We start from the raw sequence: 20666 nt of genomic DNA, 5'->3' as shown, positions 1-20666 counted from the left end.
TAAAAATACTAGAACGATTTGATAAATTACGACATATGATGTGATGATAAGACTTAAAGTTTAGGGGGAACCTTTATGGGAATTCAGCTCTTTACACCTACTTTTCATATTGAAGAGTGTTTAAAAGAGATAGAAAAGTGTTTGGAAAAAGGGTGGACAGGAATAGGCTTTAAAACATTTGAATTTGAGGAGGCATGGAAGGCTTATACTGGGCTTTGCAATGCACATTTTTTAAACTCAGCAACAGCAGGCTTACATTTGGCAGTTAAGATTTTTAAAATGTTAGAAGGCTGGCAGGAGGGAGATGAGATTATCTCTACTCCTTTAACTTTTGTTTCTACTAATCATGCCATTGCTTATGAAAAATTAAAGGTTGTTTTTGCAGATGTAGATGAGTATTTATGCCTAGACCCTAAAAGTGTAGAAAGTCACATTACATCACGTACAAAGGCTATTATGTTTGTAGGCCTAGGAGGAAGTACAGGACAATATGAGGGAATGGTAAAGCTTTGTAAAAAATATCATTTAAAATTAATATTAGATGCAGCACATATGGCAGGTACAAAACTAAATGGAGAGATACCAGGAAAAGAAGCAGATGCAGTGGTGTACTCTTTTCAAGCAGTTAAAAATCTACCTACGGCAGATAGTGGGATGATTTGCTTTAAAGAAAAAGAAGCAGATACTTTATGTAGAAAACTCAGTTGGCTAGGTATTGATAAGGATACTTATATGAGAGATCAAGGGAATTATAAGTGGCACTATGAAGTAGAATATTTAGGCTATAAATACCATGGGAACTCCATTATGGCAGCTATAGGACTCGTACAGCTTAAATACCTAGAAGAAGATAATACCTATAGACGTTTATTAGCAAAGTGGTATGACGAAGAATTAGCAAAGTGTATAGGAATTCAAAAAATTTCTATACCACAACAGTGCCTAAGTTCTCAGCATCTCTATATGCTCTTGGTACCAGAAAGAGATGCATTACTACAGGTATTGAATAAACGAGAGATTTATCCAGGAGTTCATTACAGAGATAATACAGAGTATAGTCTTTATGCTTATGCTAAGGGGAGTTGTCCAAAGGCTAAGTATTATAGTGACCATCTCATTTCTTTACCACTCCATTTAAGGCTAACAAAAGAGGATATTAAAGGGATTTGTGAGGAAGTAAAAAGGCATATGGAAGCATTAAAGGGGGTAGAGGATCATGTCTAAAATCTATAGAATACCTACCACGCAGGAAAAAAAAACCCTTATTTCTTTTATTTTATACCATCATAAAAGCTTGGGAGAAGATGAACTTTTATTAACGATTGATACGTATTTAAAACAGCAATATTTAGACCCTCTTACCTCCATTGAAGTGATTGTTCTATTAGATGAAATTCAATTACAAGAGCTACCTATCTTAGAGCATGCCACTTTACCTCTTGAGGAACGGTTAATTGTGATAGAAGGGGGAGAGGAGTTTAAGGGCCCAGGAGCACTGTGGAATGAAGGCTTTAAAATAGCAAGAGGTGAATTAGTCACTTTTACATGGACGGGGGTCAAATGGTTTTTAGATACTTCAGTGCACCTTGTAAGAATGATAAAGACAGGGGAATTGGACTGTGCTTATAGTAGAGCAGTTTATAAGCTTCCTACAGCTAATGGGAAGGTACAAAGTATTTTAGTCGGTGAAAAAGATCTATCTATTCATTTCCTTTCCTTTACTCCATCCATTCCTTTGAACTATACGATAATAAAGGCAGAAGTGGTGAAAGAATTGGGTGGATTTTGTGAAAATAGAGAGTTTGCTAAAATTGCTGACTGGGAATTGATGCTTCGTCTTTTTAGTCAATATCGTTCAGATGGTTTATTGGGAAGTTATCTCGTTTTACAAAAGCGTTTACAGGATATAGATTACGGTTATCCTTTCCGTTATTCATGGGATGATTTAGTAAGAGTTTTTATTAGTAAAACAAGTAGTTTTTTTAATGTACTTATGCCCAAAGGAAGTCGTAAAGAAACACTACTTCCAGAGATAAAATTTGAACCTCATAAAGAGATTAAAATAGGAATCGTTTCAGGACTATTAGAAAATGCACAAGTGCAAATAGAAGTACTGAATTATCTAGAATTTTTGGGGCTCACTTATCCTATAAGTTGGAGACGTTTTATAGAAAATCAAACGATGCCGGAGGAATTAAAGAACTATGATATAGTATTTTTTATTAGAAGTCGAACAGGAGAGGCTTTAGAGTTAGCTAAATACTGTTATAAAGAAGGAATTAAAACGGTTTATATTTTAGATGATAATTGGTTTTATGTTACAGAAACTTATCCACAGTTAGCATCTCAGCTAGGAAAGGATACGAGCTACTATCAGTATTTTATTTTAATTCTTACAACAGTAGATTACGTGATTACGTATAACGACATTTTATATGAAGATACGAAAAAATATAATCATAATGTGTTTAAACTCCCACCTAATGTAAATCTAGAGCATTTTTATAGACCGGAAGCTTTAGAAGAAGATACAAGTATTCGCATTGGATTCACAGGAAGTAGCTCGAAACTTCAACACTTTGGTCCAGCCTTTAAAGCACTTTATCGTATTTTAAGCGAATATCCAGAGGTGAAGCTGTATTTTAAAGGTATTCCGCTACCACCTGAATTTACTCCTTTCAGAGATAGAATTATAGAAACTTCCTATTCTCATAATTATAAGGATTATGCAAATGAAGTAAGTAAATGGAGATATGATATTATGATTAGTCCTATAGATGAAACACGTTATACGAATAGCAAATGTCCTTGTAAATATTTTGATGCAACAGCTGTAGGAGCGGCAGGTATTTATGCTACCACAGAATTGATGCGTAAAGTTGTTAAACCCAATCGAACAGGTTTACTGATAGAAAATAAAGAAGAGGCATGGTACCAAGCACTCAAAAAACTAATTATTCAACCAAGTCTTAGGGAAGCAATCGTTAAAAATGCACGTGAGGATATCGAAAAAAATTATGATACTAAAGCAGTTGCATCTTACTTCATTTTATTTTTACAACAAGTATTGGGAAGGAAGCTTTAGGAGGTAAGGAAATGGCACTTCATATTCTGATTGTTGCGAAATATCCAGAAAGTCCTAGCACACTGTTAGGGCTGACCCACAGTCTGAGTGCTTTGCAAGTACAAGGTAAATGCACCTATTGTGTAGAAGGCTTAAATGTAAAAGAAGAAGCTATAGAAGAGGCAGATTGCCTTGTTTTTTCACGTATTATGGATGCTCAATTAATAGATATAATGAAGAAAGCTTTAAAGGCTAAAAAGCAAGTTTTTTATTATATAGATGATAAATTATTTGATTTACCAGAGTATATTGTTGGTGCAACCTATTATAGATCTCAAGAAGCACAGGATGTATTAAAACAATTTATGGAGCAGGCAACAGTGGTCATTACATGTAATCAATGGTTAAAGGAGATTTATGAGCAGCGCTTTAAGAGAAACTGTATTGTTATTGAGCCGACTGTTTATTTACCAGAACCTTTGCCTAAAAGAGATAAGCAGGGAAAGCTTACTATTGGCTTTGCGGGAAATATTGACTACAAACAATCCTTGGAAAAACTTAAAAATCCTCTTTTAGAAATTTATAAAAACTATAAGAAGCAAATACAATTTGAGATATTTGGTCCGGCCATAAGCTATATGGAACCATTAAATGCCATTTACTATGCACCTACCTACTATGATATTTATGAAAGAATTTTAAGATTTAGGCAATGGGACATAGGAATCGCTCTTTTAGAAGATACAGAGTTTAATAATTTTAAGTATTATAACAAATATCTTGAATACTCACGCTTTGGTATAGCTGGTGTTTATTCAAATATTTCTCTTTATAGACGTGTTATTACGCATAAAGTAAATGGATTATTAGCACAAAACACAGAGGAAGCTTGGTATAGATGTCTTGAAGAACTCATTACCCAACCAGCCTTAAGAACGATTATTTTAAATAATAGTTATCAAGCACTTCAAAACAACTTTTTACCTAATAGGGGGGCAGAAGACTTTAAAAAGCTTTTTAAAGCATATGAACTTTTAGAATAAGGCATAGAGAAGAAGGGGGGAGAAGGTTATGTTAACAGTTGGGTGGGTTAATTATACCAGTTGTAATAAAAGAGGACCCAATAAGAAATATGTAGAGTATCTAGTGGGACTAAGTAAGCTAGGAAAACAGCAGGGCATTCGGTTTGTAGCTATTTTCCCAGAATATAATAAAGAAGATGCTATTTATGAGATTTTTAAAGAAAATCAAGTGGAGTATTATTTAACACCTATTTGTAATGCCTTATATTTTAACAGTGTTAATCAAGAAGTGAAAAATCAAGCACGGCAGACTTTAAAAAACAATATAGAATCCTTAAAAGTACTTTGTCAAAAAATCAAAGTAGATATATTGGTTGCCAATTGTACACTTGTAACAGAAGTAGCCTTTGTAGCTAAAGAGTTAGGTATTAAGTATGTGCTTTTTATAAGAGGTATTTTAAATCCAGTAAATTTCCCAAAGGACTATCAAGATTTTACCCAGTTTAGAGAAATAGAGAAAATTGTTTTAGAAAATGCAAATCTCATTGTTACTCAATCAGAATATACTGCAAAGCTCTGGGGATTAGATCATCAGTTTTATTTGCACTACAAAGTGATTCCCCTAGGGTGCCAATTAAATACCACTTGCCAGCCTCTTGAATTAGAGAAAGGTCCTTTGAAGGTGCTATTACTATCAGGTTTGGAGGCCAATAAAAACCAAGGAATGCTACTGGAAACAGCAGCTTTACTTAAAAGTAGAGGTAAAAAAGTAATTTTTAATATTTATGGTATTCATGGGGATGAGGTTTATAAAAACTGGGTAGAGAGTGAAATTGTTAGACAAAGGCTTGAGGAGTATATTCATATACATTCTTATGAAGCAAATATACAGAAACTTATAGAAACACATCATATGATGCTTATGACTTCTAAATTAGAAAGTTTTGGAGCGACGGCCATAGAGGCAATGCAAAGTTATCGTCCTGTTATTAGTACAAAGAGTGGAGGACCTGAGGAGATTATTGTGAATGGAGAAACAGGCATATTAATAGAAAATAATGCCTCTAAAGAACTGGCAGGATTATTGGAAAGTTTAATGAGTGACACAGGGCGATTAAGAGAAATGGGCATAAAAGGGAGAAAGCGTTGGGAAGAAAAATATAGCCAGGACAAAGTACTTCAAGAATGGGTGACATGCCTTAAAGAAATTCCGTATTTAAAGACTAACTCCCAAAAGGCTACTACTCAAAAGACTATTAAAAATCAGGGACGCTTAAAGCATTGGTTAATTGTTGCTAAAAATTTAAATAATTCTAGCTTAAGGGTAGGACTTGTTAATACGCTAGAGGAATTAAAAAGACAAAATAAATTAGAGTTTAGGTTAGCTAATCATAAAAATGCATCTGAAGAAGTGGATTGGGCAGATGTGGTTCTTTTTGTGAGACTAGCAGAGCCTGAAAACCTAGATACTTTTAAAAAGGTTTTAGAAAAAAAGAAGCCTTGTTTTTATTATGTAGATGATGCATTATTTGCTATTCCAGAAGATGTTATTGCACATGCTTATTATAATACCGATAAAAAAAGGCTTATGGAATATTATATAAAAAATAGCATAGCTACTATTACTTGTAGTCCTTGGTTAGGGGAAGCGTATGAAAAAGCTTATAATTGCCTAACACAGTGTCTACATCCTACAGTAGCCATTCCACCAAGATATTACCCTCATAATAAGAAAGAAAGGCTAATAATTGGTTTTGCAGGAGGTATTGATTATACGCGTTTACTAGAAGAGAAAAAAGATGTATTTCTTGAAATATACAGGAAATATAAAGAAGTTATTCAATTTGAAATCTGTGGACCAAACTGTTCCTTTGCAGAAGCGATTCATGCAACCATGTATCATTATACAGATTATGAAAGCTATGAAAGGCTTATGGAGAAGCGAGCTTGGGATATAGGGCTTGCCTTCTTACCCGATACGCCTTTTTATAATAATAAATATTATAACAAATTCTTAGAGTACTCGCGATTTGGTATAGCTGGAGTTTATGCAGATATTCCTCTTTACAGGCGGATTATTCAACCTGAAATAAATGGTTTATTAGCTTTAGCTACAACTGAAGATTGGATTAAGAAAATTGAACAGCTCATTCACAATAAGAGTATGAGAGAGAAGATTGCGACGAATGCTTATTATGAGGTAGGTGAAAAGTTTTCACCACAGGCAGGAGCAAAGGCTTTTGAAGCACTTTTTAAAACATACCTAGAGTAAGAGAGGGAGGGAGACTATGAAAGGTATTTTATTAGCTGGAGGGATGGGAAGTCGGCTACTTCCCCTTACACAAAGTTTATCTAAACAAATTTTACCTATTTATGATAAGCCAATGATTTATTATCCATTATCTACCTTAATGCTCGCAGGAATACGAGACATTCTTATTATTTCTTCAGAACGTGATATTAAAGGTTTTAAAGCTTTATTAGGAGATGGCAAGTGTTATGGACTTTCTATAAGCTATAAGGTACAGTCAAGTCCTAGAGGGATTGCAGAAGCTTTTATTATCGGTGAAAGTTTTATAGGTCAGGAAGCAGTAAGCCTTATATTAGGAGATAATATATTTTATGGCGATGATTTTGAAAAAACTTTAGAAAAAGTAATGAGAGATCAAGAAGGAGCCACTATTTTCGGATACAAGGTAGAAAATCCAGAAGCATTTGGTGTAGTGAGTTTTAATAAAGAAGGAAAAGTAACTGCTTTAGAGGAAAAACCTAAAAATCCAAAATCTTGCTATGCTGTTCCAGGTTTGTATTTTTATACCCCAGATGTTGTACAAATTGCAAAAAGTTTAAAGCCTTCTCTAAGGGGAGAGCTAGAAATTACAGATGTCAATAAGGTTTATTTAAATCAAAATCATTTACGAGTAGAATGCTTAGATAAAAAGGTAGTTTGGCTAGATACAGGAACGCCAGAGGCACTTTTAAAAGCTGCTAACTTTGTTGAGATGGTTCAAAAGATGCAAGGAGTAGCTATTGGTTGTATTGAAGAAGTTGCTTATAAAAAGGGATTTATTACAAAAAGTCAGTTAGTAGCTTTGGCAGAAAAAATGGGTAGAAATCAATATGGTAACTATCTTAGAGGGTTATTAGAGGGGTGAGTTAAATGGAGAAATTTGAGTACAAAGCAACAACTCTACCTGACTTAATACAAATTAAACCTCAAGTATTTGAAGATGAAAGAGGCTATTTTTTAGAAAGTTATAATCAAGCATTTCTTGAGAGGTTAGGGGTAAAAAAGCAGTTTGTTCAAGATAATGAGTCTTGCTCTAAAAAAAATGTATTAAGGGGTCTTCACTTTCAGTATAAGGAACCACAAGGAAAGCTGGTACGTGTCATTAAAGGGATGCTATTTGATGTAGCAGTAGACCTACGTCAAAATTCACCTACCTTTGGCAAATGGGAGGGATTTATTTTGTCGGATGAAAACAAAATGCAACTCTATATTCCAGAAGGCTTTGCTCATGGTTTTTTAGTACTTTCAGAAGAAGTGATTTTTCATTATAAATGTACCAGCTTTTATCGTCCAGAGTATGAAGGAGGGATCTTATGGAATGATCCTACTTTAGCTATTCAGTGGCCTATAGAGGATATAGGGCTTCTTATTCTTTCAGAAAAGGATAAAAAGCAACAAAGTTTTGCTACTTATCAAAAATGATAAATTTATATAATTCGACAAAAAAATGTAACAGGCTACTTTGTTTTGAATATATTATAGGAGGACATTAAGTCTGAATTTATTTGAAAAGGGGAATGAAATAATGAGTGAGCAAGTATTTGAAAGCAGAGAAGAACTAATGAAACAAATTGAAGGACAAATGGAACAGGCCAAACTTGCTTTTGAAAATTTAAAAGCATTAGGAAATGAATTGGCTATACTTTCTCAAGCTGAGGTAAAAGGGGAATACCAAGTAGCAGAAGAGGAAGAAGAAAACGAAGGAGAAGAGTATGGTAAAGGTGGCGGTGGCGGACATCATAAACCTTCTTGCTGCCCATGTATGTGCTGTTGCCAAAATCCTTGTAGTCAATATCCTTGCAAGTGTAGAAAATGTGATTATTTACAAGTTAGAGCTATTGGAAAATGGGAGTTAGGTTTTCAAGCATTAGAACAGGCATGGAATACCTTAGGTTTAGCAGGAGATCAATTTGATGATGGCTATCAAGCTCTTGGAGAGGCTATAGGCTTATTTATAGCAGCTCATAGATGTGCTGATAAGCATGATTGTCAAGATTACTGCAAAAAACATCACTGTGGTTGCTACTAGGATGACTGAGCGGTAAAGTTAATTTTTAGTAAGATGTATGACAAGGACGAAGAACAGTCATACTACTTACAGAATTAAATACTAATGAGAAGAAAGGAACAGGCTATGAATTATCTTTTATTGCTTCCTGACTATCAAATTGTCCGTTTAGACAGTGAGGAAATTACAAAACGATATATAGCGGAGTACTATATACAGGATTTAGAAAGCCATGCAGAAGAAAGAGACTTAAATATAGGGGAATTAACAGCTAAGAATGTAGAAGATATGTGTACGACACTAGGTGCTACAGATGATGCTTGTAAAATTTATAGTTGGGAAAATATCCTAAAAGCTCTTGAAGATAAGTCACTTGGGCAAGAGGAAAAAATAAGCCTTCATAACTTTCTGTTAGATATACCTATGGAAAAGAGGATCAAATGTCCTGGGGATTTAGGTGATTTATTAAGTATGACAGAGGAAACATATCATGATGAACTCTTGATAAAATAAGCAGGGGCAGCAAGAGGATTGAAAAAACAAGAAGAAGTAGGTATACTATTTAAAAAGTGGGGCTGTTCTAAAATACTCTATTTTAGGGCGCCCCCTTTCATTTGCAGAAATAAAGATAAATGACTTAATAGTAATCAATCTTGGGAGGTATAAAGGTGGAGGCATACAATACGTTTGCAAAGGTGTATGATGTTTTTATGGAGGACACGCCCTATTTAAAATGGAAAGACTTTATAGATGCTCAAATGAAGAAATATAAGGTGATACCTAAAATCATGTGTGACTTGGGTTGCGGAACAGGAACACTTAGTCGTTTGTTTGCTAAAGAAGGTATCGAAATGATTGGCATAGATGGCTCAGAGGAAATGCTAATGGAAGCTAGAGAATTAGCTATGGAGGAAGAGCTTAATATTCTTTATCTCTTACAGGAAATGAGTGAATTTGAACTTTACGGGACAGTAGATGTGATTTATAGTAGTTGTGATAGTCTTAATTATCTTTTAGAGGAAGAAGCTTTAAAGCAAACCTTTAAATGGGTAAATAATTATTTAGAGCCTCAAGGTCTTTTTATTTTTGATATGAACATGCCCTATAAATATAAAAATATATTAGGTGATAATGTATTTGCTCAGCAATCCGAAGATGCTGCTTATATTTGGGAGAACTATTATGATGAAGAAGAAGGCATTAATGAGTTTATTGTAAACTTTTTTATTCAGCAAGAAGATGGTTCTTATAAACGCACAGAGGAAGAACATTATCAAAGAGCCTATAAAGTAGAACATACTAAAGGTTTACTAAGGGAAGCAGGACTAGAACTTTTGGCTATTTATGAGGATTATAGTGATTTACCTTATACGGAGCAAACACAGCGTGCAACCTTTATAGCAAGAGAATGTGGGAAAAGAAAGGAATAAGAGATGAAAGATTATATTATTAGAGGAACAGACTTAGCAAGAAACTTTAGATTTTTTGGAGCATATACCAAAAATATGGTAAGTACAGCATGTAGTAAGCATCAAACGTCACCGGTAGCTTCAGCAGCTTTAGGACGTACCATGACAGGTGCTGCCATGATGGGACGTATGCTTAAAGATGATAATGATCGTGTAAGTATTTTAATTAAAGGAGATGGACCTATTGGTGGTATTGTAGTAGAAGCAAATGGAAAGGGAAATACTAAAGGTTATGTATATCATCCACAAGTAGATTTGCCTAAAAAACCTAATGGTAAATTAGATGTCAGTGGGGCCATTGGCAATGCAATCATGACAGTTATGAAGGATATGGGGCTAAAAGAACCTTATACAGGTCAGATTGCCATGCTTTCAGGAGAGATTGCAGAAGATTTTACAGATTATTTTGCCATTTCAGAACAGACTAATACAGCTGTAAGTCTTGGGGTATTAGTGGATGTGGACTACTCCATTAAAGAAGCAGGAGGTTTTATTATTCAAGTACTTCCGGAAGCTACAGACGAAGCTATTACAGAGTTAGAGGGGAAACTAAAAGCTTTTACTTCTCTTACAACATGTTTAGATCAAGGACAAACTGTAGAAGATATTATGAAGGATCTTTTAGGGGAAATTGATTTGATGGAAAAAGTGGAAGTGGAGTTTGTGTGTGATTGTTCTAAGGAGCGTATGGAAAGGGCTCTAGTGAGTGTAGGCAAAAAAGACTTACAACAAATGGCAGATGAAGATGAGGAAACGGAACTTGTATGTCATTTCTGTAATGACAAATATACTTTTACACAAGCAGAAATTCTTGAACTCATTAAAAATTGTTAAAGATTCAAAAAGACAATGAAAGCTGACAAGATAAAAGTTATATACTAATTAGGAGAACATGATTTAGGGGTAGGGCTGATGGACTATTGTACCCTTTATACGACTAAATATAAGAAGGAATTATTAGAAGAACTAAATGAAAATAGGGAGGAGTATTACCCTTATCCTTTTAAGATAACTTGTCAGAATGATGTTTATAAGATAGAGTGTGGACAGCTAAGCTTGGAGTCTATTGAAGATTTAGCACATATTTTATGTGACTTTATCCAAAAAGAAGCGGTTAGTAAGGTGACAAGAGAGTATTTAAAGAAACGAGATGACTTATCTGTACTCGATAAGCGAGATATTACTAGGCACTTTATGACACAGCAGTATATTACAAGGCAAGAAGGTATTTCATCACTTATCTATTATTTTTTATATAGCCCCTTATTAGAGACTTTGAAGGAACAGAAGGAATTGAATGTAGATGGGTGGTTATGTTTTAGACTAAGTAAGTATAAAATTATTTTACAAGATATACTGGAGCAGTTTATAGAAGAGTATATGGTAAAAAAGGATTTTGTTAATTTGATTAAACTTATTCGTGAAATCAACTTTTTGACACAACCTTTAGAGGATACAATGCACCTCGTTTGTGAAGAGAGAGGGAGACTACGTCTTCTAGATGAAGAGATGAAGGATGTAACGCAGGCGGTTATTAAGAAGTATTGTCAAGATCTTTTGCAAGATAGTACTTTAAGTGAGCAAGATTTGATTATGAATGTGCTTATTACCATCTGTCCAAGAGAACTTATCATTCATCAAAAAGAGAGAGTTCAAAAACCACAATTCATTAAGGCTTTAGAAGGTATTTTTGGTTTACAGGTTAGTTACTGTAATGGATGTCATTATTGCCGCTAGATAGACAAGGGAAAATAAAAGAAAATACAATATTGACAGTTCCCCATGGATTGATTACAATAATTACATTAAAAAGAATAGGTTAAAGCGATGATGAGACGAGTAGCTTATACCCCTTTTTCAGAGAAAAGATGCCAAGGCTGGAAGCATTTTTATTGGGCTTAAGTGAAGACTACCTCGGAGTAATTGCAAAACAATTCGGTGACCCCGTTATCGTCAAAAAAGTGAGTGACTTTTGCTTGAGTAGTACTTAGGTAAAGAGTAACAAGGGTGGAACCGCGGGAATAGATGCCCCGTCCCTTTTTAAATAAGAGGATTATTTAAAAAAGGGAGGGGGTTTTTTAGTTGTCTTAGCTTAAAGGATCTTCTTAAATAGAGGGAGTAGTTTAAATTTGAAAGGAGAAAATGATGATTAAAGTAACTTTAAAAGATGGTAGTATCAAAGAATGTCCACAGGGTAGTACTGTGCTAAGTATTGCAGAAGAACTAAGTAGTGGACTTGCAAGAATGGCTTGCTGTGGTAAGGTAAATGGTGAGATGGTAGACCTTCGTACGGAAATTCATGAAGACTGCAATCTTGAAATTCTTACCTTTAATGATAAGGAAGGAAAATGGGCTTTTCGTCATACAGCTTCTCACATTTTAGCTCAAGCTGTGAAAAGACTTTATCCAGAAGTAAAGCTTGCTATAGGACCAGCTATTGAAGAGGGTTTTTATTATGATTTTGACACAGATAGACACTTTGTAGAAGCTGATTTTGAAAAGATTGAAGCAGAGATGAAAAAAATTGTTAAAGAAAAGCTTCCAATCGAACGTTTTGAACTTCCACGTGAAGAAGCGATTAAGTTAATGGAAGAAGCAGGAGAACCGTATAAAGTAGAACTTATCAAAGAACTCCCAGAAGGAGAAAAGATTACTTTTTATAAGCAAGGTGAATTTGTAGATCTTTGTGCAGGTCCTCATTTAATGAATACTAAACCAGTAGAGGCATTTAAAATTTTATCAGCAGCAGGTGCTTATTGGAAAGGTAATGAAAAAAATAAAATGCTTGCACGTATTTATGCAACAGCCTTTGCTAAAAAAGCGGAGCTTACAGCACATCTTGAAGCCTTGGAAGAAGCTAAAAAACGCGATCATAATAAATTAGGACGTGAATTAAAGCTTTTCACAACAGATGAGAAGGTAGGGCAAGGACTTCCTCTTCTTATGCCAAAGGGAGCACGCATTATTCAAACCCTTCAACGTTTCGTAGAAGATGAAGAAGAAAAAAGAGGCTACGTATTAACAAAGACACCTCTTATGGCAAAGAGTGATCTTTATAAAATGTCAGGTCACTGGGATCATTATAAAGAGGGGATGTTCGTACTGGGGGATGAGGAAAAGGATAAAGAGGTATTTGCCCTTCGTCCCATGACTTGCCCATTCCAATTTACAGTTTATAATGCAGAACAACACAGTTATCGTGATTTACCTATCCGTTATGGTGAAACTTCTACATTATTTAGGAATGAATCTTCAGGAGAAATGCATGGTTTAATCCGTGTAAGGCAATTTACCATTTCAGAAGGTCACCTTGCTTGTACACCTGAGCAATTAGAAGATGAATTTAAAGGTGTTGTGGAATTGATTAACTATATGATGACTACACTGGGTATTGAAAATGATGTAACTTACCAATTCTCTAAATGGGATCCTAACAATACTGAAAAGTACATTGATGATCCAGAGGCGTGGGAAAGAACAGAAAATCTCATGAGAAATATCCTTGATCATTTAGAAATTGATTATACTGAGGCAGTAGGTGAAGCTGCTTTCTATGGCCCTAAGTTAGATATTCAGTTTAAAAATGTACATGGTAAAGAAGATACAATTATTACTGTACAAATTGACTTTGCCCTTGGTGAAAGACTAGGCATGACTTATGTGGATGTAGATGGGGAGAAAAAACATCCACTTATCATTCATCGCACATCTATTGGATGTTATGAAAGAACTCTGGCTATGCTTATTGAAAAATATGCAGGTGCCTTCCCAACATGGCTTGCTCCAGTAGCTGTTAAAGTACTTCCACTTTCTGACAAATATGCAGATTATGCAGCAGAAGTTGTAAAAGCTTTTAAAGAGCGTGGCATCCTTAAAGTAGAAGCCGATTATCGTACAGAAAAAATTGGTTACAAAATTCGAGAAGCACGTATGGAACGTATACCTTATATCCTGGTAGTAGGCGCAGATGAGATGGAAAACAAAACAGTTTCTGTAAGAAGTCGTCAAAAAGGAGATGAAGGGGTACAAGATTTAGTAAGTTTTGTAGATCGTGTTGAAAGAGAAATTAAAGAAAGATATAACTATTTACTTCATATGGAAGTAGAGGAAAAGAAATAGATTTTACAAAGAAATAAAAGATAAGGTTGACAAGACTTTTTAGTTATGCTATGATTTTATGTGTTGTGAACGAAACAAGTAGAGGCTATTCCTTCTCACCTTACAACGTTAGTTGTTCGTAAGGTCATACTAATTCAAACAAACAATTGGCATAGGTCAATTTTAGTATGCATAGAAGAAGTGGATAGCTAAAGGCTATCCACTTTGTTTTTGTGGATAAAAGCGTTACACCCATACGCTTAAGGGTGATTTAAATAAGGCAAACAAATTTAGGAGGTGCCCATTATTAACGACTTAATGATTAACGAACAAATTCGTGACAAAGAAGTAAGAGTCATAGGAGCAGAAGGAGAACAAATTGGTATTATACCACTAAAAGAAGCTCAAAAGCTTGCAAGTGAAAAAAGCTTAGATCTTGTTAAAATTGCTCCACAAGCTAAACCACCAGTATGTAAGATTATGGACTATGGCAAGTATAAGTTTGACGCAGCTAAGAAGGAAAAAGAGGCGCGCAAAAAACAAAAAACCATTAGTGTGAAAGAAGTGAGGCTTTCAGCTAGTATTGAAAAACATGACTTTGAAACGAAAATAAGAAATGCAGAAAAATTCCTGAAATCTGGGGATAAAGTTAAAATTTCAGTTGTATTTCGTGGGCGTGAAATGATGCATACGCAAAAAGGTTTTACTATTCTAGAGGAAGCTACTAAACTCTTAGAAGAAGTAGGCGTTGCAGAACAAAAACCTAAACTTGAAGGAAGAGCTGTGGTCATCGTGGTAGCACCAAAATAGTTACCTTTTGATAAATTTTAAACTAATGTATAAAGGAGGACTTTTTAATGGCTAAATTAAAATTAAAAACAAATAAAGCAGCGGCAAAACGCTTTAAAGTGACTGGTACAGGAAAGCTTAAAAGATCTAAAGCTTATACAAGCCACATCTTAACAAAGAAAACCACTAAGAGAAAACGTAATCTTAGACATGCAGGTTTAGTTGATAAAACAAATGAAAAACAAATGAAACGTTTATTACCACATTTATAAGAAACAGCGATAGGAGGTTAGTGAAATGGCAAGAGTTAAAGGTGGAATTTCCACTAAGAAAAGACGTAATAGAGTATTAAAATTAGCTAAAGGTTATAGAGGCGCTAAATCTAAACAATTTAGAACAGCTAAACAAGCTGTTATGAAATCATTAAACTATGCTTATACAGGTAGAAAATTAAGAAAACGTGAATTTAGAACATTATGGATTGCTCGTATCAACGCAGCAGCAAGACTTAATGGTTTATCATACAGCCGTTTTATGAATGGACTTAAAAATGCAAATGTTAACATTAATAGAAAAATGTTAGCAGACCTTGCAATTACAGATGCAAAAGCATTTACACAATTAGTTGAAACTGCAAAAGCTAATTTAAAATAATAATTAGGATAATCTAATAAATGATGGGAATAGAGTAAGCTGCTAATGCATCTGCTCTATTTTTGTTTTTAGCCAAAAAGAGATCAACCCCTTAATAAAGGATTGATCTCTTTTTTGTTAATAATAAATGCAATTTTAAATATAAAGAAAGAAAAGAATATGTAATAAAGAACATAAGCAAAGAATAAGTGAAGCAATAAGGACACCTGTACTTCTTTTGAGTAAAAAACTTAAAAAAAGACATAGACTTAAAATAAGTAAAAGTATAGAGATAAAATTAGCAACGGATAAAAAAAAATTTAATGTAATAAAAAGTAAAAAGAGGATACAGCTTATTAATAAGATACGATAAATATGTACATAATTAATCGATTTACTTTTTGTTTTATTTTTCATATAAACCTCCTAAAAGAGAAAATCTTTTAATATAGCCTATGAGATAACTTAATAAATATGCGAATAATATTAAAAATAGCTAAAAAAGTCTTGACAAGCTATCCTTCTTTTTTTACAATTAGTGTATTATTTGATATAGTACACTTAATACAAAACATACACTGAAAATAAATTAAAATCATAAAAGAGAGGTGATAAGGAGTGTTTCCCATTGATGTAAGAGATGTACGTCCTATCTATGAGCAAATTATTGACCAGATTAAAGAGCAGGTTATAAAAGGCATTTTAAAACCAGGTGATCAATTGCCTTCGGTGAGACAATTAGCAGGTAATTTGACTGTTAATGCCAATACGGTTACTAAAGCGTACCAAGAATTAGAAAGGCAACGCATTATTGAAACCATAAGAGGAAGAGGGACTTTTATAGCAGTGCTTCCAGAAAAAGAAGTAAATAAAACAAAGTTAGAAGAAATTCGTAAAGCACTTAAAGGAAACTGTATTGAGCTACACTATATGGGGTTCTATAAAGAACAGATATTAGAAGAAGTAAGTAAAATTTGTGAGGAACTTATAAAGGAGGATTAAAAATGATAGAGATAAATGATGCATGCAAAAGCTTTGGAACTCTTAAGGCTTTAGATCATGTTTCTATAAAGATTCCTAAAGGTTGTATATATGGTGTGATTGGTGAAAATGGTGCAGGTAAAAGTACACTTATACAAGCCTTAGTTGGTATTTATACATTAGATGAAGGAAGTATTTTAATAGAAGGTCAACCTGTTTACGAAAATAATGAGGTGAAACGTCATTTGGGGTATGTGGCTGATCGTAATCAATTTTTTAAAGGTTATACAGTAAAGCAAATGATGGATTTCTTTGACCTTGCTTACCCTAGCTTTTCAGTAGAGAAGTTTGAAGCTTACAATAAGGTCTTTAAATTAAAGAAAAATGCTAAAGTCAAAAATCTTTCCAAGGGGATGCAGATGCGTTTAGCTATTATGCTTAATATAGCTATAGGACCTCGGTTACTTGTTTTAGATGAACCAACTTCAGGGCTTGATGCGATTGCTAAAAAACAAGTTTTGGATCTTATTATTTCAGAAGTAGAGGAATCAGGAATGACAGTTGTTATTTCCTCACACCATCTAGCAGAATTAGAGCGTATTTGCGATGAAGTAACAATCTTAAATCAGGGAAAGGTAGCCTATCAAAGTACGGTGGATGACTTAAAAGCAAAGGTTAAGAAATTACAAGTGGTATTTGAGGAGAAAGCACCTGAAGACCTAGGTAAATGGCCAGAGATTGTAAACCTAGATCATGTGGGGAGTGTCTATTATATTGTAACAGACCAGTATTCACATAGCTTTGAAGACAAATTAAGGAAAAATGGAGCAAGGCTTATTGAACCCATTGGACTTAACTTAGAAGAAGTCTTTATTTATACAAGTACAGTAGAAAGAATAGAGGGAGAGAGGGGAAAAGATGAAAGAGTTAAAAGCTTTAATAAAAATTGAGTTAAGATCTACACTGCTTATGAGCATTTATTTTTTGGTTGTTAATTTGTGTGGACTTGCCGCTTGTAAAATTGCAATGGATAAAAATTATGTAAATCAGCTACGCTATGGTATAGGTTGGTATATAGCCCAGCCTAATGGTGAGTATATCTATCCGGTATTAGTAGGTACTTACTGTTTTACTCTAGGAGGTATTATATTACTGGTTTATTTTCAGTTTGTTAAAGATAAAAGCTTAGAGGTTGGAAGATTTCTTAAAGCTTTACCTTATACAAATCGCCAACGAGGGTTTGTTAAAATAGGTATGGGAATTTTGAGCTATACTCTTCCTTTCTTGATCCTAATAGGTGGCATGTTACTTTTACATGGAAGTTTTGTAGGGCAAATGCAGGAGATATATAATGTGTTTATGAATCAAGAAGTTATTGAACGTATTATCCATATAAATGAATTGTTAAAAATGTTTCTGTTAATGTATATGACATTTATAGCGGTTTATTTGTTTCTAATGCTTGTTCAATATGTAGCCAATAATAATCTTGGTAGCATTATAATGAGTATTTTAACATTGATAGCACCTTTATTTATTGTGCTGAGTGGTTCTGAAATTTATAGTTTTTTTAGAAGAATGCATAGGCTGAGAAATTTAATAATAGAATTCTTATTTGTCCCAGGTTATCCTCTAACATTAGAAGGAGGAAGTTTTGCGCTGGATAGACAAAATCAAGAACAAGCACATTTTATAGGCTATCAAGAGATAAACCACTATGGTCTAAAAGTAGTTGGGTTGATTCTTTTTATAGGGTTATGTCTTATTTTTATTCATTTGTTAATTAAGCACACAAAGATGGAGGATAGTGATAAATTATTTAATCATGGTTTGGCAAAATGGATATTTATTATAGGTGTAACAGTGTGCAGTGGCTTGCTGTTAGCAGATATGGGACTTCTTTTCATCTTACCTCTTTTTATGGATGAGTATTTTGTAATGACACAGGTTTTAATACTCATTGGAGCACTAATCGGCTTTGTTATTGCCTATAAAATAGGGCGCATAGGAAGTTATAAAAGGGAGGAGAAATGATGAAAAAATTAATCATTCTAGCAATAAGTAGTATATTACTTGTAGGATGCCAATCGATCAGTGAAGAAATTGAGCAATCACCTAATGAAGTCTATGTAACGAATAAAGTGGATACAGGTTTTCAAGAAGAATGGACAAACTTAAGAAATGAAGTTTATAAAATAGGACTTGAAATAACTCAAAACTGGGAACAATATGTGGAAATAGGTGAGCATGAGATTTATAATACGCGCTATAATATGCTGACAATATGGAACGTAGATGGAAGTGTAGGTAAAAAAGCGAGTGAGGTCTTAGAAAAGTTTATAGGTAAGGAACTAACAGAGCTTGTTAATGAGATGAAAAGGCAACCAAAAGACCAAAATACGGTGCAAGAGCGTATTATAAACAACTACGGTGTTATTTGTAACAATCAGCAGGGTAAAGTAAGTATACGTGTTATAAAGATTATGGAAGAAACAACAGAAGAAAAAGGTATTCAAAAAAGTAGACAAGAGCTTTTAAACGATGACTTTTTAATAGGGAATTTTTATAAAGGAAGAGACCATCAGCTTATTGAAGCTATTACCCCTATGCTTATAAGAAATAATCATGTCTCTTATGATGATGTAAGAAACGGAGCACGCTGTCAAATCTTTAAAACCAATAGTGGCGAATTAGAAAAAATAAGGATGCTTATCTACGACTATGGAAAAGAACCTATTGGAGAGAGCTATGATGAGTTTATAAATAAGATAGGGGATACAGTAGGAATGGATGAAGAGCAGCAAAAGTTCTTCGTTCAAAAGGTGCATAAGGTCATTAATCACGAAACAGATAAAGAAAAAGGTAAGGTGGATAAAAGTAGTTATAAGATTACGCGCTATTTAGCAAGAGAATATGAAAATGAAGACATTATTGAAGTTTTGGTTGAATTCAAATAATAATTTAAAAAAGTAATTATCTATAAGATGCTTATCAAAAGTGAGGTGTATGAATGCTCGAGCAGTTCAAAAAGCAAAATAAGAGAGTAAGACACTATAAATGGTGGCAAATAAGTTGTGTAATAGCATTAGTTATTATAGTAATAGGGGGAGTAAGCATAGGGAGTTCAGTTTTTTATATAATAAAAGAGGGACCCCGCATTGAGAGTGTTTTATTAGGTCCTAGTATAAAATATTTATCTAATAAGGAAGAAAACAGCTATGTTGCTCTAGAAGCAATACCTGAAAATTTAAAAGATGCTTTTATTGCTATAGAGGATGAACGCTTTTATGAGCATAATGGAATAGATTTAAAGGCGATAGTAAGAGCAATGGCTGTTAATTTACAGACAGGAAGTTATAGTCAAGGAGGAAGTACCATTACGCAACAAGTGATTAAAAACTGTGTACTTACTCCAGATAAAAATATAAGGAGAAAGATACAGGAGCAGTATTTGGCACTACAACTTGAGAAAATTTATGATAAAGATAAGATTTTAGAATATTATCTTAATACAATTGCTTTAGGGCAAGGGACAGTAGGTGTACAGCAAGCAGCTAAGTATTATTTTGATAAAGAAGTTTCGCAGCTTTCTCTGGCAGAAAGTGTGGTGTTAGCTTCTATTACGCAAGCACCTTCGCGTTATAATCCTATTTCAGATTCAGAAGCGAATTGGGAAAGAGTACAGGTTGTTTTGCAAAAGATGACTGAGCAAGATTTGATTACAGAAGAAGAAAAGCAAGTAGCGTTAAGTGAAAATCCTTATAAAGTAAAGTGAAAAGTAGAACAAGTTGCTATAAAAAATAAAAGTAAAGACTAAAATTTTAAAATAATAAAAAAGTGGATGAAAAAGCTTTAAAAAAGTAGATTATAGGTGTTCTAAAATGTAAATAGAAGACTTATAATCTATTTTTATTAAAAAAAGTGAAAAAAGGGGTTGACGATATCAAACAAATAGTGTAACATTATAAAAGTCGTCGGTAGCAACTGACACAATGATAGTTTTTAAAAGAACTATCAATGAACATTGAAAACAAAATAGTAACCATAAAACCAGTCGATTCATGAACTTACTTGTAAGTTCAGTGAGTACTATAAAGTACTAAGTAATAAGTCAGCAACATAAGTTGCATGGACAAACTTTTTTATGAGAGTTTGATCCTGGCTCAGGATGAACGCTGGCGGCGTGCTTAACACATGCAAGTCGAACGAAGCCAAGGGAGCTTGCTCCCAAAGCTTAGTGGCGGACGGGTGAGTAACGCGTGGGTAACCTGCCCTATAGAGGGGGATAACGTTCGGAAACGAACGCTAATAC

Annotated in this window: 20 protein-coding genes, 1 rRNA gene and 1 other annotated feature; all 21 genes read left to right on the top strand. The window is 34.0% G+C overall.

From position 1 onward, the window contains the following. Window positions 1-75: 75 nt before the first annotated feature. A complete protein-coding gene (locus CS063_RS07650; RefSeq protein WP_099449113.1) occupies window positions 76-1224 on the top strand; it encodes a DegT/DnrJ/EryC1/StrS family aminotransferase in 1149 nt (382 codons plus the stop codon). Then, window positions 1217-3085: a glycosyltransferase family protein gene (locus tag CS063_RS07645; RefSeq protein ID WP_099449112.1), complete on the top strand. Its 1869-nt coding sequence runs from the start codon at window positions 1217-1219 to the stop codon at window positions 3083-3085. The genes CS063_RS07650 and CS063_RS07645 overlap by 8 nt, the downstream gene beginning before the upstream one ends. Window positions 3086-3096: 11 nt before the next feature. Next, the gene (locus CS063_RS07640) at window positions 3097-4107 is read left to right on the top strand and encodes a glycosyltransferase family protein (protein WP_099449111.1); all 1011 of its coding nucleotides are present in this window, start codon (window positions 3097-3099) and stop codon (window positions 4105-4107) included. 28 nt (window positions 4108-4135) lie between these two features. After that, on the top strand, window positions 4136-6358 hold the full coding sequence (locus tag CS063_RS07635; RefSeq protein ID WP_099449110.1) for a glycosyltransferase family 4 protein: 2223 nt from the start codon (window positions 4136-4138) through the stop codon (window positions 6356-6358). Between the two features lie 16 nt (window positions 6359-6374). Next, window positions 6375-7241: a glucose-1-phosphate thymidylyltransferase RfbA gene (rfbA, locus tag CS063_RS07630; RefSeq protein WP_099449109.1), complete on the top strand. Its 867-nt coding sequence runs from the start codon at window positions 6375-6377 to the stop codon at window positions 7239-7241. A 5-nt stretch (window positions 7242-7246) separates the two neighbouring features. Next, window positions 7247-7798 carry a dTDP-4-dehydrorhamnose 3,5-epimerase gene (rfbC, locus tag CS063_RS07625; RefSeq protein WP_099449108.1) on the top strand — a complete coding sequence of 184 codons (552 nt, stop codon included), beginning with the start codon at window positions 7247-7249 and terminating at the stop codon, window positions 7796-7798. Window positions 7799-7901: 103 nt separating this feature from the next. Further along, complete coding sequence (locus tag CS063_RS07620; protein WP_099449107.1) at window positions 7902-8405, top strand: hypothetical protein; 504 nt, start codon at window positions 7902-7904, stop codon at window positions 8403-8405. 105 nt (window positions 8406-8510) lie between these two features. Continuing rightward, entirely contained in the window at window positions 8511-8897 is a 387-nt protein-coding gene (locus tag CS063_RS07615) for a hypothetical protein (protein ID WP_099449106.1), read from the top strand. A 155-nt stretch (window positions 8898-9052) separates the two neighbouring features. Next, window positions 9053-9814 (top strand): class I SAM-dependent DNA methyltransferase, encoded by a 762-nt coding sequence (locus CS063_RS07610; RefSeq protein ID WP_099449105.1) that lies wholly within the window; start codon window positions 9053-9055, stop codon window positions 9812-9814. A gap of 3 nt (window positions 9815-9817) precedes the next feature. After that, window positions 9818-10687, top strand: coding sequence for an Hsp33 family molecular chaperone HslO (gene hslO, locus CS063_RS07605; protein ID WP_099449104.1), 870 nt, complete (start codon window positions 9818-9820; stop codon window positions 10685-10687). Between the two features lie 78 nt (window positions 10688-10765). Next, entirely contained in the window at window positions 10766-11590 is an 825-nt protein-coding gene (gene ytxC, locus CS063_RS07600; protein WP_099449103.1) for a sporulation protein YtxC, read from the top strand. Between the two features lie 81 nt (window positions 11591-11671). Next, window positions 11672-11894, top strand: a binding site (T-box leader). Between the two features lie 104 nt (window positions 11895-11998). Next, window positions 11999-13972 (top strand): threonine--tRNA ligase, encoded by a 1974-nt coding sequence (thrS, locus tag CS063_RS07595; protein ID WP_099449102.1) that lies wholly within the window; start codon window positions 11999-12001, stop codon window positions 13970-13972. A 297-nt stretch (window positions 13973-14269) separates the two neighbouring features. Beyond that, window positions 14270-14761 carry a translation initiation factor IF-3 gene (gene infC / locus CS063_RS07590; RefSeq protein WP_099449101.1) on the top strand — a complete coding sequence of 164 codons (492 nt, stop codon included), beginning with the start codon at window positions 14270-14272 and terminating at the stop codon, window positions 14759-14761. 47 nt (window positions 14762-14808) lie between these two features. After that, a complete protein-coding gene (gene rpmI / locus CS063_RS07585) occupies window positions 14809-15012 on the top strand; it encodes a 50S ribosomal protein L35 (RefSeq protein ID WP_099449100.1) in 204 nt (67 codons plus the stop codon). Window positions 15013-15037: 25 nt separating this feature from the next. Then, window positions 15038-15394 (top strand): 50S ribosomal protein L20, encoded by a 357-nt coding sequence (gene rplT, locus CS063_RS07580; protein WP_099449099.1) that lies wholly within the window; start codon window positions 15038-15040, stop codon window positions 15392-15394. Window positions 15395-15991: 597 nt separating this feature from the next. After that, complete coding sequence (locus CS063_RS07570; protein WP_099449097.1) at window positions 15992-16375, top strand: GntR family transcriptional regulator; 384 nt, start codon at window positions 15992-15994, stop codon at window positions 16373-16375. A gap of 2 nt (window positions 16376-16377) precedes the next feature. Next, window positions 16378-17304, top strand: coding sequence for an ABC transporter ATP-binding protein (locus CS063_RS07565; RefSeq protein ID WP_099449096.1), 927 nt, complete (start codon window positions 16378-16380; stop codon window positions 17302-17304). Beyond that, the gene (locus CS063_RS07560; RefSeq protein WP_099449095.1) at window positions 17273-18388 is read left to right on the top strand and encodes a hypothetical protein; all 1116 of its coding nucleotides are present in this window, start codon (window positions 17273-17275) and stop codon (window positions 18386-18388) included. Before CS063_RS07565 ends, CS063_RS07560 begins: the two co-directional genes overlap by 32 nt. Then, window positions 18388-19311 carry a hypothetical protein gene (locus tag CS063_RS07555; RefSeq protein WP_099449094.1) on the top strand — a complete coding sequence of 308 codons (924 nt, stop codon included), beginning with the start codon at window positions 18388-18390 and terminating at the stop codon, window positions 19309-19311. The genes CS063_RS07560 and CS063_RS07555 overlap by 1 nt, the downstream gene beginning before the upstream one ends. Before the next feature lie 53 nt (window positions 19312-19364). Beyond that, the gene (locus CS063_RS07550; protein WP_099449093.1) at window positions 19365-20129 is read left to right on the top strand and encodes a transglycosylase domain-containing protein; all 765 of its coding nucleotides are present in this window, start codon (window positions 19365-19367) and stop codon (window positions 20127-20129) included. A gap of 365 nt (window positions 20130-20494) precedes the next feature. Next, window positions 20495-20666: ribosomal RNA gene (locus CS063_RS07545) — 16S ribosomal RNA — on the top strand; the annotation flags it as partial.

It is taken from the genome of Sporanaerobium hydrogeniformans (assembly GCF_002735925.1).
In the GTDB taxonomy this organism is placed as follows: Bacteria; Bacillota; Clostridia; order Lachnospirales; family Cellulosilyticaceae; genus Sporanaerobium; species Sporanaerobium hydrogeniformans.
Note: the sequence above shows the minus strand (reverse complement) of the source record. Positions and strands in the feature narration are given on the sequence as shown.